The organism is Streptomyces sp. NPDC048644 (assembly GCF_043199105.1).
Lineage (GTDB): Bacteria > Actinomycetota > Actinomycetes > Streptomycetales > Streptomycetaceae > Streptomyces.
Window position 1 is genome coordinate 240,354 of sequence record NZ_JBICVO010000005.1, and the last position, 14,706, is coordinate 255,059.

The following is a 14,706-nucleotide window of genomic DNA, read 5'->3' on the forward strand; positions in this document are numbered from 1 at the left end:
ACGGGTGCCCCGCCATCATCCATGACCCGGCGGCCCGCCCGGGGGCCAGGGCTTGCGGCACCGCCGGCACACCCCTTACGACGCGACCTCGAAGGTCTTCTTCTCGACCAGCTTGTCGTTCCTGAAGCAGAAGCGGAAGACGACGTCGCCGTCCGTCCTGTCCAGGCTTTCCGAGGACATCAGGCTCAGGCAGGTGACCCCGTGGGGCTCGGGCGGCGCGCCCTTGTCCAGGTCAGCGGTCAGGAACGTCCTGCCGTCAGGCAGCTGCTTGCGCACCGCCGCCTCGGACTGTCCCACCTTCACCGCGTCGTACTCCTTCCGCTCGATCATGCCCCTGTCCAGACCGCGGAAGATCACTACCGCGAGGGCGACGACGACGGCCACGGCGATCAGCGCCAGCACTCCGCACCCGATGGCCACGCCCTTGCGTCGCCTGTTCCTGCTCACTGCCTTCACCAGCTCCTTCGGCAGACCGTTCCGGTGGATGAAGGAGCCACTGTCACCGGGGAAGCCGGCCGGCGTCTGCCCCCGGAAGTCGTCCTGCGGTGCGACGAACGGTGACGGTGCCGGTACGGGCGCGCCGCCTTCCGTCGCGGTGCGCGGCAGCACACCTGCCAGCCGGAAACCGCCGTCGTCCGTGGGGCCCGCGTGCACGATGCCGCCGGCCAGCCGGGCCCGCTCGGCGAGTCCGGCCAGGCCCTGGCCGCCGCTCACCACGCCCCTGTCGGGGTGCACGGGCGCGGGCACCGGGCCGTTGACGACCTCCACGGCCAGCGCGTCCGTGTCGTAGCGCAGGGTGAGGGTGATCGGTGCGCCCGGCGCGTGCTTGTGGGCGTTGGTCAGGCCCTCCTGGGCGATGCGGTACGCCGCGTGCCCTGCGGCCTGAGTGAGCGGCCACGGTGCGCCGGTGCGCCGCAGTTCCACGGCCGTCCCGGTGCTCCGCGACGTCACCGCCAGGCCCTCGATGGCGTCGACTCCCCCCGGTGCGGCCCGGGTGTCCGCCGCCGCTTCGGGCATCTCCGTGCCGTCCCGCAGCAGCCCCACGACCTCGCGCAACTCCCGCATCGCGGCCACCGACGCCTCGCGCAGCACGCCCACGGTCTCCCGCTGCCGGCCGGTCAGCCCGGGGCCGACCTCCAGTGCGCCGGTGTGCACCGAGATGAGGGCGAGGTGGTGGCCGAGGCTGTCGTGCATGTCCTGCGCGATGCGCTGGCGCTCCCGCAGCCTGGCCTGGGAGACGACCATCTCGCGCTCGCGCAGCAGTTGGGCGTGGTACTCGTGCAGCATGTCCGCGAGGGTGCGGTTCTGCGTCCAGTAGCGGCCGACGAGTCCGGGCACGACCATCACGGCCAGCAGCAGCAGCGCGCCGAAGACGAGGTCGGAGAGGGAGAAGTTCCAGAGGAGTGGCGGGGAGAGAAGGGCGAGGAGGTAGGCGAGGGCGAACGTGCCGGCCGCCCGGCCCGGCGGCGCGACCCGCCGGCCCGCCGACCAGGAGGCGATAAGGACGAGCGGGACGAAACCGGCCCAGGCGCCCGCCCCGGCGCTCGCCACCAGCAGCGTGCCTGCGGGCAGGGCGCGGCGCAGGAGCGACAGCAGCGCGGCGGCCACCGCGACGGCGGCGATCCGCACCGGGCTTGCGCCGTCCAGACTCTCGGCGCCCGCGCCCAGCAGCCCCAGCACCGCGCTGAGCAGCATCTCACCGGCGATCCGCCCGGGGGGCCACATCCCGGGGGCGAAGAGGCCCCCGACGGCGCCGGCCAGCCGCTGCGCCGCCCGGAGCGGCACCCGCGCCGGCGTACGGGCAGCCGGCTCGGCGGGGTCGTCGGTACGTTTCAGGAGTCTCACCCAGCCACGGTAGAGGGCTCCCGCATGCCGGGGCAGCGGCCTTTGGTCGTTGCCGGCGGAGACGAAAGTCTCGGGGCGGGGGCAGGGGCGGAAGCTATCGGGCGGGGCGCGGGTAGCACGGTGGCGGTGGCGACGGCTGAGTTATCCACAGGCTCGACGCGGGTGGTCGAATTGCTCGTACGCTTCAGGCATGGGTGAGGCGGACGTGGATGTGAACGTGGACGTGAACGTGGCGATGGCCGAGGGCAGGGAGGCAGGGGACGCGACGGAGACCGGCGAGGCGGTGCAGGTGCTGCGCCGCGTCTTCGGGTACGACGCGTTCCGCGGAAGCCAGCAGGACATCATCGAGCATGTCGTCGGGGGCGGGGACGCCGTCGTCCTGATGCCGACCGGTGGCGGCAAGTCGCTGTGCTACCAGATTCCGTCGCTGGTGCGGCCCGGGGTCGGCGTGGTGATCTCGCCGCTGATCGCGTTGATGCAGGACCAGGTCGACGCGCTGCGGGCGCTCGGGGTGCGGGCCGGGTTCCTCAATTCGACGCAGGACTTCGAGGAGCGGCGGCTGGTGGAGGCCGAGTTCCTCTCCGGGGAACTCGATCTGCTGTATCTCGCCCCGGAGCGGCTGCGGGTCGAGCAGACGCTGAATCTGCTCGACCGCGGCAAGATCTCGCTCTTCGCGATCGACGAGGCGCACTGTGTCGCCCAGTGGGGCCACGACTTCAGGCCCGACTACCTGGCCCTGTCGATGCTGCACGAACGCTGGCCCGATGTGCCGCGCATCGCGCTGACCGCCACCGCCACGGGAGCGACGCACGCCGAGATCACCTCGCGGCTGAAGATGGAGGACGCCCGCCATTTCGTGGCGAGCTTCGACCGGCCCAACATCCAGTACCGGATCGCTCCGAAGAACGAGCCGAAGCGGCAGCTGCTGGAACTGCTGCGGACCGAGCACGCCCAGGACGCCGGCATCGTCTACTGCCTCTCGCGCGCCTCGGTGGAGAAGACCGCCCAGTTCCTGGTGCAGAACGGCATCGATGCCGTGCCCTACCACGCCGGTCTCGACGCCCGGGTGCGCGCCGAGCACCAGTCGCGCTTCCTGCGGGAGGACGGGCTTGTCGTGGTGGCCACCATCGCGTTCGGAATGGGCATCGACAAGCCTGATGTGCGGTTCGTCGCGCACCTGGACCTGCCGAAGTCCGTGGAGGGCTACTACCAGGAGACCGGTCGCGCCGGACGTGACGGGCAGCCGTCGACGGCGTGGCTGGCGTACGGGCTGCAGGACGTGGTGCAGCAGCGGAAGATGATCGACGGTTCGGAGGGCGACGACGCGCACAGGCGGCGGCTGTCGGCGCACCTCGACGCGATGCTCGCGCTCTGCGAGACGGTGCAGTGCCGACGGGTGCGGCTGCTGGCGTACTTCGGCCAGGAGAGCACCCCGTGCGGCAACTGCGACACCTGCCTGGCGCCGCCGCAGACCTGGGACGGCACGGTCCCCGCGCAGAAGCTGCTGTCGACGATCGTGCGGCTCAAGCGTGAGCGGGGGCAGAAGTTCGGGGCCGGCCAGATCATCGACATTCTGCTCGGCCGCAAGACCGCGAAGGTCATCCAGTTCGACCACGACGGCCTGAGCGTCTTCGGGATCGGCGAAGAGCTCAAGGACACCGAATGGCGGGGCGTCGTACGGCAGTTGCTGGCGCAGGGACTGCTCGCCGTCGAGGGCGACTACGGCACGCTGGTGCTGACCGAGGCGAGCGGTGAGGTGCTGCGCGGCGGGCGTGAGGTGGCGATGCGGCGGGAGCCGGAGAAGGCGCCGCGCGCCGCGAAGGCGAAGTCCGGCTCGAAGGGACGCCGGGCGCCGGTCGATCTGCCGGAGGCCGCGCTGCCGGCCTTCGAGACGCTGCGGTCCTGGCGGGGCCGCACGGCCAAGGAACAGGGCGTCCCGGCATACGTGATCTTCCACGACGCCACGCTGCGGGAGATCGCCCTCGCTCAGCCGACGACCACCGCCGAGCTGGGCACGATCAACGGCGTCGGCGAGAACAAGCTCGCGAAGTACGGCCAGGCGATCCTGGACGTGCTGGCCGGACGGGACGAACCGGCGGGCGAGACCACCGAAGCCCCCGCACCGAGCGGCGGTGCCGCCGCCACTGCCGCACCCGCAGCGCGTACGGGCACGGGCGCCGCCCCCGGGGCGACGGGGTCACGCGGCCCGGCCGCAACCGCAGCCGCGCCGACGACGGACGAGGCCCCGCCGGAGGACTGGGACGCGCCGGAACCGGAGGACATCGATTGGTGAGCACAGGGGGATGACGGGGGGTGACGGGGGACCTCGGGCGTGAGCAGCGGCCGGACGGCGCCTGCCGGTGCGGGGGGGCGGACGGTGCCTGCCGTGCGGGGGGCGGGGGCGGCAGGTGGTCGTCCGCGCTGTGGCGGGTCAGGGGGTACGGGGATGTACGGGGGAAGGGTGAGACAGATGCAGGAGGGTGCGGGCGCCGCCGTCGGGGGCGTTGTCGAAGCGGAGAGTGATGCCGAGGACCGCGGCCTGGCCGACGGCGATGGTCAGGCCGAGGCCGTGGCCCTTGCCGCGGCCGGGAGCGTCGGTGCGGAACCGCTGCGGACCGTGGTGCAGCAGGTCGTCGGAGTAGCCAGGACCGTGGTCGCGCACCTCGACGGTGGGAGCGCCGTCGGGTGCTGCGCCGACGGTGACCACGACCGGGGGCCGGCCGTGGCGGTGCGCGTTGACGACGAGGTTGGTGAGGATACGGTCCAGGCGCCGCCGGTCCGTTTCGACGACCGCGGCGGCCTCGATGCGCACCTCGGTGTCGAGGCCGGTGGCCCGGACACTGCGCTCGACCAGCGCGCCGAGGTCGTACGAGTCGAGGTCGGCGCGCTCGGTGCCGGAGTCGAGGCGGGAGATCTCCAGGAGGTCTTCGGTCAGCCGGTGCAGCGCCCGCAGGCGGTCGTTGATCATCTCCTTGGGGCGGCCCTCAGGAAGCAGCTCCGCGGAGGCGAGGATTCCGGTGAGCGGGGTACGCAGCTCGTGGGCGACGTCCGCGGTGAACCGCTGCTCGGCCTGGAGGCGGCTCTGCAGCGAGCCCGCCACGGAGTCCAGGGCCGCCGCCACCGCGGCCACCTCGTCGCGCCCGGCCGTGCCGCGGCGTCGCGTCCCATGGGCCTGCGCGTCCCCGACCCGTGCGTCCAGATCACCCGCGGTGATCCGGCGGGCGACGGCGGCCGTGCTGGTCAGGCGGCGGCTGATGCGCTGGGCGAGGAACAGCCCGGCGAGTGCGACGGCGGTCGCGGCCAGGATCGCCGAGCCGAGGATGGCGGTGTCGAACGTCTCCAGGGAGCGCCGGGTGTTGCCGTACGGCGACCACACGGCCATGATCTGGTCGCCCGCCGGCGCCGCGGCCCACATGACGGGCTGCCCCCGATACGTACCCACCATGCTGCCGCGTTTGCCGTCGCGCGCCAACCGGCGTAGCGGCGCGGGGAGTTCGGGCGGGTCCAGGACGGAGTTGATGCCTTCGCGGGACGTTCCGTACTCGAAGAGGTCCAGCGCGGTGTCGAGGTCCGCACGGGTCTCCTTGCGCACCTGACCGACGGTCTGATGGGCCACGGCGTTGTGCACCAGCACCCCGAGCACGGCGGCGACCGCGCAGCACACCGCCGTCACGGTCAACGCGATCTTCCAGCGAAGGGAGACCGCGGCGCGGCGCACACCGAGGCGATGCGGGGGCCGGAAGCGGCGCGGGAGCTGGAAGCGGCGCGGGGGGTCGGGGTTGTGCCCGGGGGCGGGGCTGTGCCCGGGGCCGGGGTGGTGTGAGGGCCCGGTGTGATGGGAGTGGCCGGGGTGGTGCAGGGGGTCTGGGCTCCGGTGTGCGCGGTCCGGGGCCGGGCCGTCTCTTCGGTCCGCAGGGTCGTCGCCCGTGCGGGCTGTCGGGTCCGTGCGGTCGTCGTCCGCACGGCCTATTCGGTCCGTGCGGCCGGTGCGGTCCGTCCGGCTGGTGCGGTCCGTGCGCTTTCGCCATTTGGGGTGCCTCACCGGGGGGCTCCGCGAGGCGACTCCGGATCTTGGGGCGGGGGTGGCGGTGGGGAGGGTGGGGGCGGGGAGGGAGGGGAGGGAGGGCCCGGGGCAGGAGCCGGAGCAGCCGGAGCAGGAGTGCCCGGAGCCGGAGTAGCCGGAGCCGGAGTAACCGCCCCACCCCCGCCACTGTGGGCCGGCTGGGGTTTGCGGGCCTCGTCGAGGGTGAGGTCCCACAGGGTCATCTGGCCGTCGTCCCAGAGGTAGTCGGTGACGCTGACGTAGCGCGGGTCCTTGGTCGGTTCGCGCACGGCGAGGTGCCCGGCTGCCAGTTCGACGCCTGCCAGGACCCCGCGCAGCGCCAGCACGCGGGTCACGACCTGGTGGCGGACGCTGTAGACACGCAGTTCGCTGGTGCGGCTGTCGACGTCCACGGCCATGATCAGGTCGGGTTTGCCGTCGTCGGTGAGGTCGTGCAGCACGGGCCGGCGGACGGATTTCGGGTTCGGCGGCGGACGCCCGTCGTCGGTCAGGTCGGCGTCGAGGACGGTGAGCGGGTCGGCGTCGGCCATGCTGCCGCTCGGGACGTGCGGGACGCCCGGCACCGCCTTGAGGACTGCCGGATTCTCGTCCCGCCCAAGGGGTGCGGGCGAGTGACCGGCCCACAGGGCGAGCGGCGCCTTCACGTCCCTGGCCTGCCCGTCGCTCTGCAGCCCCTCCAGCCCCGCGCACCCCGCCACGAGGGCGAGCGAAGCCAGCGCCGCGAGGGTCAGCGTCGCCCGTTGCCGCATGCGGTCACCGCCCTCCGTGGGGTGTGGTGCCGGATGGCGTCGTACCGGGCGCGTACGGCGCACCGTCGGCAGGACGTACGCGGGTGGCGAAGGGCGCGAGCGGCGGCGCGCGCCCGCCGGCCGCGCGCCAACAAGCTCCGCACCGCACAGCCGCGCACCAACAAGCCCCGCGTCACAAGGCCCCGCGCCCACCGCTCACACGCCCACGGCCCACGCGCCCCCGGGACCGCCGCCCCGGACGCTCGAAAACCGCAGGCCACAGGCCGGTACGCCCCGCGTACCCGAGTGCCCGCACGACCTTTCCCATACCGGTACATAGCTTGACCAAGCTACCCAAGATGGCGGCGGGAGGAAGGTTCAGGAGGGCCATTCCGTGACGGGACCGCACCAAGAGATCTTGGTGACTGTTACACGATGGAGGGATCGCCGTGAAGATCTCTCCGTAGCGTTGCCCCTGTCAGTTCGGCCGTGGCTGCCGCCGTCATCGGTGCGGCGGCCCCGCACACAGCCTTCCGGCGGACCCGGTCCGCCCACGACGAGGAGTACCCCCATGCCGGCCCAGCGCCGCTCCGTGATCCGTACCGCCGCCGTCGCCACCGGTGCGCTCGCGCTCCTGCTGCTGCCCACGGGTGCCGCCTTCGCGGCCGATTCCACCGCGCCGACCGGCAGCCGTACGTCGATCATGCTCCCGGACGACGGACTGGCCGGACTGGCGGAGAAGGCCGGGCACCTGCCCGCGGCCGGACTGCTCGGCGGCGTGGGCGCGCTGGGCGCCGCGGCGGTGGGTCTGTCGATGCGGCGGCGGCGCCCCGCGACGGGCCGGACGGCGACGGCGGTGCGTCGGCCGGAGTGAGCCGCCGGCGACGGCGGGTTCGACGGTGCGGCCGGGCGGGGAAACCCTCCCGGCCTTTCAGCTCACGGCCCGCTCCCCCGGGCCGTGCACACAAGCCGGTTCCCCAGGGTCAACGGCACCATCCCCCACCTCACCCCCTCATCCGTCCCGCATCACCCGTCCCCCATCACCTCACCCATCCCCCATCACCTCATCCGCCCCGCACACCCACCGCTCCCCTTCCGCGCATACACCGCCACCCGGGCGCCGTGTACCTCCTTGCTGTGGCAGAGGACGAACGCGTTGCGCAGCGTGGTGCGTTTGGCGATTTCCTGGTCGTTGGTGTCGGTCGGCTGGCCGTGCGGGTCGCCGACGACGACGAGGTGGCGGGTGGCGAGCATCCGGTCGCTGACGGTGTCGCCGGAGCGTTCGGTGCCGTAGAGGGTGTGGGAGGCCACCGGGCTGCGGTCCAGGGCGAGATCGCGCAGCCCCTGGTAGGCGTCCGGGTGGGCAGCCACCCAGATGCGGCGCCTGGCCGGTGTGAACAGCAAGCCGTCGCCGGGCGCGGCCAGTTCCTGTACGGCGCGGGCGACGGCGGTGGCGTCGTCGACCCGGCTGTCCGGGCTGCGCAGATGGACGTCGACGGGCAGCAGCGCCACGAGGACCAGGGCCGCCACCAGGGTTCTGCCCAGCCGCCGGCCGCGGGTCTGGCCCTGTTCGCCGGGCGGGCGCAGCAGCCGGGCCAGGGCGGCGCCGGCCAGCAGGGCGAAGCCGGCGACGTAGTAGAGGACGTAGCGGTCGACGTAGGCGGGTTCGGCGTGGGAGAGGAGGAAGAGGAGGAGGGTGGGGAGGAGGAGCAGGGGGAGGCCGATGGCGCGCAGTCCGATGGGGCCGCGGGAGCGCACCGCCACGCGCGAGCAGCCGATGCCGGCGACCGCGAGGACGGCGAAGGTGAGCAGTTGGACAGGGTCGGGCCACATCAGCCAACTGATCTGTGCCGTCTGCCGGGTGCTGAAGACGGCGAGCGGTGCCAGCCCGGCCAGTACCGCGAAGGCGGCGTACGCCCAGGTCCGCAGGGTGCGGCGGGGCAGCCGGCCGAGGATGAGGGCGACGCCGTGCACGGGCAGCACCAGGGAGGCGAACTCGTGCAGCAGGCAGGCGCACAGCATCAGGGCCGCGTAGCCGGTCCACAGCAGCCGGTGCGGCCTGCCGGGTGTGCGCCGCGCCTCGCCGGCCGCCCGCACCAGCAGGTAGGTCGCCCAGACGACCAGTGCGCAGACCATCGCGTAGGAGCGGCCCTCCTGCGCGTACTGCTGCACGACCGGGATCAGCGCGAAGACGACTCCGGCGGCCAGTCCCGCCCGGCGGCCGACCAGTCGCTGTCCCAGGAGGGCGACGCCGGCCGCGGCGGCGGTCATGGCGGCGACGGAGGGCAGCCGTAGCCCGATCACGTCCTGGCCGAGCGTGTCGCCGACGGCGCCGCCGAACGCCGTGCCGAGGAGTCCGTCCGGCCCGAGGGTCGCGTCGAAGGCGGCGAACCAGACGTGCATCAGGGCGTAGTAGAGGCCGTGGACGACATCGACGTGTTGCAGCGCGGCCCAGAGGCCGGCCGGGCTGCGGTGCGCCATGTCGAAGGTGACGACCTCGTCCCGCCACATGGCGCCGTCGCGGCGGATGCCCCACATGCCGAGGGCGAGCATCAGGGCGGCGGGGACCAGCACCACGGCGCTCCGCACCGCCGGTGCCGCTCGTGCGGGCGAGCCGTCGGATACGTGGGGCTGCTGGGCTTGCGTGACGTCGATGGCGGGCTCCGGGCACGTACGGACGCATTGCCTGGGGAACTGAGGAGCGGGCGGGGCCGCGTAACTGCGGGGCGCGGAGGGCCGGTTGGGCCTGTCGGGTGGAGCGGGCGGGGCCCGGTCGGTGTGGACCGGGCCCCGCTGCGCTCACCCGATCCGGGTCAGCTTCGCGCCGAACGTCGGCTCGGTCAGGTCCTGCTGGAGCGCGACCGGCACCTTCTGTTCGCTGGATCCGCTGCCGACGGTCAGGACGCCGACCGTCGTTCCGGCCTTCGCGGCGTGCGGGATGGTCTTGCCGCCGTCGCCGATGGAGAAGGACGCCTTCATGCCGGGCCAGCCGACGGCGGTGAGGTCCTTGGTCGCGACGACCGGGGTCTCGCTGCCGAGGCCGTCATCGACGTAGCCGACGACCTGCCCCTTCTTCACCACGGTGTCCGAGACCAGCGCTTCCTTGGTCGCCTTGATCACCTTCGCGCTGTTGTCCAGGGCGAGCGCGAGGTGGGCGTTGGGGTCGGAGCTGCTGGTGCGCTGGTCCATCGTCACGCCGAGCAGCAGCTGATCCTTGCCGCCCACGGTGTGGTACGCCGCCCACATGAACGCGCCGCCGGCCGGCGTGCTCGAACCGGTCTTGATGCCGCGCACGGCGGGCGACATCGTCGTGAGCAGGCTGTTGTTGTTGAAGAGCCGCTCGGGCAGGCCCTCGATCTGGACGTTCTCGGTGGCGACGACGGCGCGGAAGGCCGCGTTCTTCATCACCTCGCCCGCCAGCTTGAGTTGGTCGACGGCGGTGCTCACGGTCGACTTGTCCAGGCCGCTGGGGTCGGTGTACGTCGTCTTGGACATGCCGAGCTTCTGGGCGGCCGTGTTCATCTTCTTCACGAACGCGGCCTCGCTGCCGGAGTCCCAACGGGCCAGCTGGCGGGCGGCGTTGTTGCCCGAGGGGATCATCAGCATCTGGAGCATCTGGTTCTCGTTGAACTTCTGCCCCTCCTTGAGCGGCACCCGCGACTCGTCCTTCTTCTTCGAGTCGGCCTCCGCCTGGGCGTCGATGGTGATCGTCTCGCCCTTGTCGGTCTTGTCCTTCAGCGGGTGGTCGCGCAGGATCACGTAGGCCGTCATCACCTTGGCGACACTCGCCGTCGGCACCGGCTTCTCCTGGCCCGACGTCCCCAGGCTGCCCACGCCCACGACCTCGGCCGCCGACTGCCCCTGGTCGGGCCACGGCATGGCGAACTTGCCGCCCTTGAACGTGAATGCGGTCGACGAGCCGACGGCGAGCGTCGGGGCCGGCAGCGTCCGCACGGACTGGACGACCACGAAGATGACCGCCAGCAGGATGACCAGCGGCGTCCAGATCTTGAACCGGCGCACGACCGTACGGAACGTGGTCTCGGGCGGCGGCGGGGTGTTGGTGAGCTGCGCGAGCAGGTCGAGCGGGGGCAGCGGCTCCTGGCGGGTCCGCTCGGCTTCGGGGACGCCGGCGGCGCCGGGCTGCGGCTGCCTGGCATCGGTCGCGCCGGTGGCGGCAGCGGTGGCTCCGGTGGCGGCCGGCTGCGCACCGGCCTTCTCCGGGGCGGACTTCGACTTCTCCGGGGCGGCGGGAGTCTTCCCCGCGGCCTTGTCGGCAGCCTTGTCGGCGGTCTTGTCTGCGGTCTTGCCGTCGGCGGTCTTGCCGATCGACTTCTCGGCGCCGATGTCGTCCGACTTCAGCGCGATGAACTGGCTGGTGCGCTCGGCGTCCTTCTCGGCTGCCTTGCCGGGCTCCTTCTCGGGTGCCTTCGCGGCTCCCTTGCCGGATTCCTTCTCGGACGTGGCGGGCTTGGCGTCGGGCTTGGCGTCGGGCTTGCTGCCGACGGACGCCGTGTCGGCGCCCTTGTCCTTGCCCTTGCCCTCGCCCTTGTCCGCCTCAGCCTTGTCCGCCTTGCCGTCGGTCGCCTTGCCGTTGTCGGCCTTGGCATCCGCCTTGGCCGCAGGCTTGCCCGCGAGCTTCTCCGGCGGGGTGATCTTGAAGACGGCGGTGGCCTGGTCGACCGGCTCGGCCGGGACCTCGTCCGAACCGCTCCCGCTGTCCGGCTCGCTGCCGCCGCTCTCCCCCTCCCCCTTCTTCTCCTTCTTCTTCCCCTTACCGGCGCTCTTCTCCTCGCCCTTGCCCTGCGACGCGTCCGTGTCCTGCGTCTTGTCCTGCGCCTTGCCCTTGGGCTTCGCGACGGCAAATGTGCGCGTGGCGTCGTCGACCGGCGCTTCACCCTCACCGGGCTTCGCGTCCAGGGTCTTGAACACCGCCGTCGGCCGGTCCACGACCTCGGCCGCGGCCTCGGCTCCGGACTCCGGCTCGGCGTCACCCTTCACCGCGGACCGGGCACGCTCGGCCGCCGGACGCTTTGACTTCGGGCTCCCGGACTTCGGGCTCCCGGACTTCACCCCGGCCGCGCCCTCGCTCTCGGCCCCCGCGTCGGCAGCGGTCGCGGCGTCACCCTTCACGTCACCGCTCGCCTCGCCGTCCGCAGCGCCGTCCGCACCGTCCGCCGCCTTTGCTCCCGGCTTTGCGGCGGCAGCCTCCGTATCGCGGTCGGGGCGCTCGGCGCCGGCTTCGGAGCGGTCGGCATCGGAGGATTCGTCACCGGATTCGTCCTTGCCTGCGACCCACGCGGCCACGACGTCCCGCAGCCGGTCGGCGTCGCCCTCGTCGCCTGCCTCGTCCGCAGCGTCCCCGGAAGCCTCAGACGCCTCGGCAGCCTCCGAAGCCCCCGGCATCCCGGACGTCTCGGCGGACGCCGCACCGGACGCCTCAGCGCCCTCAGAGGCACCACCGGCCCCGTCGGCCCCGCCGGCCCCGTCCGGCGCCTCCACCGACTTCTCCGACTTCTCCGACTCCCCCGCCGGCTTCTCCGGCCTCTCCGGCTTCTTCGCCGGTTCGTCCGGCTCCCCACGGAAGACGGTCAGGCGCGGATCGCTTCCGCTCCGCGCCGTCTCCCCCGACGACTGCTTCTTGTCCGACTTGTCGGGGGACTCGCCCGCCACCGATGTCTCCTTCGTACGTCGCACTGCTGCCTGGCCCAGTGTTCCCAAGTGTCCTGTGTCCGCGAAGGCGCTACCGTGCCGCCACGCGTCCCACCCGCCGCCGCACCCCACGGAAGGTGCCGCCGACGTGCTAGACGAGAACGACATACCTACCGGTTCCCTCTCGAACCCCCCACGCACTCTCGACAGATGAATGTGAGAGGGGTCACCCTGTCATTCATCCACGCGGGGAGGCATGGATGGGCAGGAGCCGTAGAACAATTCCGGAGGAGCTTCTGCTGCTCGCTTTGGACCCGACCACGGGCACCACAGCGCAGCCGCAGTCGCTCGACCTCGGCCTGGCCGGGGCCCAGCTAGTAGAGCTGGCTCTGGCAGGACGGATAGCCCCAGACGGGGATCGTATCGCCGTGGTGATGCCACGGCCGACCGGAGATCCGACTCTGGACTCCGCGCTCGAACTGCTGCGCCGACGCGGCAGCCCGGTGCGCGCGGTCCACTGGATCGGCGGGCCCCGCCTGGGGCTGCGCCAGACGTATCTCTCGCATCTCGAACGCTGCGGCATGGTCCACGCCGTGGAGGGGCAGATGTGCGGGGTGCTGCCGACGACGCGCTACCAAGCGACGGAGACGGCCATCAGCCGGGAAATCAGGGCCCGGCTGGACAATGCGATCCGCACCGGCGTACCGCCGGACCCGCGGACCGCGGCGCTTGCCGCGCTGGCCCACGCGGTCGGACTCGGCAAGCATCTCTACCCGGGGAACGAAGGGCGTTCATCGCGCTCCCGGCTCCGGGATCTGATCCGTCACGATCCGATGGGCGGCCTGGTCGCGCACGCCGTGATGGACGTGCAGAACGGTGTGGCGGCCCCACCACGGCGCCCTTCGGCCCCGGGTTCGGCAGCGGGCGCGGGCCACGGCCCGGCGCGGCAGCCGGCCCGTGCCGCGGCGGAGCCGTCCGGTGTGCCCGGCCAGTCCCGGCACGGGCACGGGAGCATGGCCCGGGTCGGCGCACGGTGAACCACGCCGGCGCACGGTGAACCACGCCGGCGCACGGTGAACCGCGCAGGCGCACGCTGAGCCTGCGCGCCGGGCCGTGACGGCGCACCACCGCGGCATCGCAGCACCGTCCCCACCGGCCCGTTCGGGAGCCGCAGCAAGCGCGGGGTGGCGTATCGGCCGTCGTTCAGAGCGGCGGGTACGCCACCCCGCGCGCATGCGTGCTCGCCTTCTGTGTCCATTTCACTGCGCGGCGTCGGCTTCGGGTGGCACTCTGCTGAACAGAACACCACAGCAGTACGGACCCGGAGGTGCACGTTCCCGTGGCGTCCCATGTCAACCCCACCGTCAGACGACGCCGGTTGGGCCAGGAGCTGCGCAGGCTCCGGGAGCTCAAGGGCATGACGGCGGAGCAGGTGGCCGAGCATCTACTCGTCTCCCAGTCGAAGATCAGCCGGCTGGAGAACGGCCGCCGCAGTATCAGCCAGCGTGACGTCCGCGACCTGTGCGGCGTCTATGAGGTGGACGACCACCGCATAGTCGAATCGCTGATGCAGATGGCCAAGGACTCGCGACAGCAGGGCTGGTGGCACGCGTTCGGCGACATCCCGTACAGCGTCTACATCGGTCTGGAGACCGAGGCGGCCTCGCTGCGGGTCTACGAATCGCTGCTGGTTCCCGGTCTGCTCCAGACGCCGAACTACGCCGAGGCGGTCATCCCCGGCGCGGTTCCCGAGCTGGCGGCCGACCAGTTGGAGAAGCGCATCCAGGTGCGGCTGCGGCGTCAGGAGCGGGTCAACGACCGGGAGAAGCCGCTGCGGCTGTGGGTGGTGCTGGACGAGAGCGCGCTGCGGCGTGTGGTGGGCAGCCACCTGATCATGCGCGAGCAGCTGGAGCATCTGGTCGAGGTGAGCCACATGCCGCATGTGACGGTGCAGGTGCTGCCCTACGACACCGGGGCGCACGCCGGGATGTCCGGCACGTTCTCGATTCTCGAATTCGACGATGCCGCCGATTCGAGCGTGGTCTACATCGAGGGCGTCACGAGCGACCTGTATCTGGAGAAGACCAACGACGTCAACAAGTACACGATCATGTACGAGCATTTGCGGGCGCAGGCGCTGAGCGCCGAGCAGAGCCGCGAGTTCATCGCGGTGGCCGCCAAGCGGCACGCGGACGCCTCGAACTGACCTGACGGGGCGGCGCGTTCGCGGTGGGCGGGCCAGGGCCGGAATCAGCACTTCCGGTAGAAAATTCTGCACGGTACACCTGGCCCGCCCGGCACGAAAAGAGATCACGGCATATACCGTTCGGACGGGTGAACTCCCCCTGCCGCAAGCGATGTTGGCGCGTAGCGTCAGCACTACCGAATCCGCGGCAACTCAGAGTGAGTCGGAGTGAA

General features: G+C 72.2%; 9 protein-coding genes. 4 read left to right on the top strand and 5 right to left on the bottom strand.

Features of this window, described 5'->3' with window-relative positions:
* Nucleotides 1–75: 75 nt before the first annotated feature.
* Entirely contained in the window at nucleotides 76–1,845 is a 1,770-nt protein-coding gene (locus ACGFNI_RS13530; protein WP_393683413.1) for a sensor histidine kinase, read from the bottom strand.
* A 235-nt stretch (nucleotides 1,846–2,080) separates the two neighbouring features.
* Here ACGFNI_RS13530 and recQ point away from each other — a divergent pair, with 235 nt between their 5' ends.
* Nucleotides 2,081–4,138, top strand: a complete 2,058-nt coding sequence (gene recQ, locus ACGFNI_RS13535; protein ID WP_393683868.1) for a DNA helicase RecQ — start codon at nucleotides 2,081–2,083, stop codon at nucleotides 4,136–4,138.
* 138 nt (nucleotides 4,139–4,276) lie between these two features.
* On the opposite strand, the gene ACGFNI_RS13540 is transcribed toward recQ, so the two are convergent.
* Nucleotides 4,277–5,563, bottom strand: a complete 1,287-nt coding sequence (locus tag ACGFNI_RS13540; RefSeq protein ID WP_393683414.1) for a sensor histidine kinase — start codon at nucleotides 5,561–5,563, stop codon at nucleotides 4,277–4,279.
* Nucleotides 5,564–5,883: 320 nt separating this feature from the next.
* Nucleotides 5,884–6,657: a hypothetical protein gene (locus tag ACGFNI_RS13545; protein WP_393683416.1), complete on the bottom strand. Its 774-nt coding sequence runs from the start codon at nucleotides 6,655–6,657 to the stop codon at nucleotides 5,884–5,886.
* 550 nt (nucleotides 6,658–7,207) lie between these two features.
* Between ACGFNI_RS13545 and ACGFNI_RS13550 the strand changes: the two genes are divergently transcribed.
* Nucleotides 7,208–7,510: a hypothetical protein gene (locus ACGFNI_RS13550; RefSeq protein ID WP_393683418.1), complete on the top strand. Its 303-nt coding sequence runs from the start codon at nucleotides 7,208–7,210 to the stop codon at nucleotides 7,508–7,510.
* Between the two features lie 185 nt (nucleotides 7,511–7,695).
* Here the strand turns inward: ACGFNI_RS13550 and ACGFNI_RS13555 are convergent, their stop codons facing one another.
* Together ACGFNI_RS13555 and ACGFNI_RS13560 are read right to left on the bottom strand one after the other, a co-directional pair.
* Nucleotides 7,696–9,213 carry a glycosyltransferase family 39 protein gene (locus ACGFNI_RS13555; RefSeq protein WP_393683420.1) on the bottom strand — a complete coding sequence of 506 codons (1,518 nt, stop codon included), beginning with the start codon at nucleotides 9,211–9,213 and terminating at the stop codon, nucleotides 7,696–7,698.
* A gap of 222 nt (nucleotides 9,214–9,435) precedes the next feature.
* Nucleotides 9,436–12,309: a D-alanyl-D-alanine carboxypeptidase family protein gene (locus ACGFNI_RS13560; protein WP_393683421.1), complete on the bottom strand. Its 2,874-nt coding sequence runs from the start codon at nucleotides 12,307–12,309 to the stop codon at nucleotides 9,436–9,438.
* Nucleotides 12,310–12,548: 239 nt separating this feature from the next.
* Between ACGFNI_RS13560 and ACGFNI_RS13565 the strand changes: the two genes are divergently transcribed.
* On the top strand, nucleotides 12,549–13,325 hold the full coding sequence (locus ACGFNI_RS13565; protein ID WP_393683423.1) for a GPP34 family phosphoprotein: 777 nt from the start codon (nucleotides 12,549–12,551) through the stop codon (nucleotides 13,323–13,325).
* A 302-nt stretch (nucleotides 13,326–13,627) separates the two neighbouring features.
* Nucleotides 13,628–14,494 carry a helix-turn-helix domain-containing protein gene (locus tag ACGFNI_RS13570; RefSeq protein ID WP_393683425.1) on the top strand — a complete coding sequence of 289 codons (867 nt, stop codon included), beginning with the start codon at nucleotides 13,628–13,630 and terminating at the stop codon, nucleotides 14,492–14,494.
* Nucleotides 14,495–14,706: the final 212 nt, after the last annotated feature.

What these genes read in the sequence shown, in the direction of transcription:
- ACGFNI_RS13545 (WP_393683416.1), bottom strand. Translation starts at nt 6,657, where the DNA reads ATGCGGCAACGGGCGACGCTGACCCTCGCGGCGCTGGCTTCGCTCGCC.
- ACGFNI_RS13565 (WP_393683423.1), top strand. Translation starts at nt 12,549, where the DNA reads ATGGGCAGGAGCCGTAGAACAATTCCGGAGGAGCTTCTGCTGCTCGCT.
- recQ (WP_393683868.1), top strand. Translation starts at nt 2,081, where the DNA reads ATGGCCGAGGGCAGGGAGGCAGGGGACGCGACGGAGACCGGCGAGGCG.
- ACGFNI_RS13550 (WP_393683418.1), top strand. Translation starts at nt 7,208, where the DNA reads ATGCCGGCCCAGCGCCGCTCCGTGATCCGTACCGCCGCCGTCGCCACC.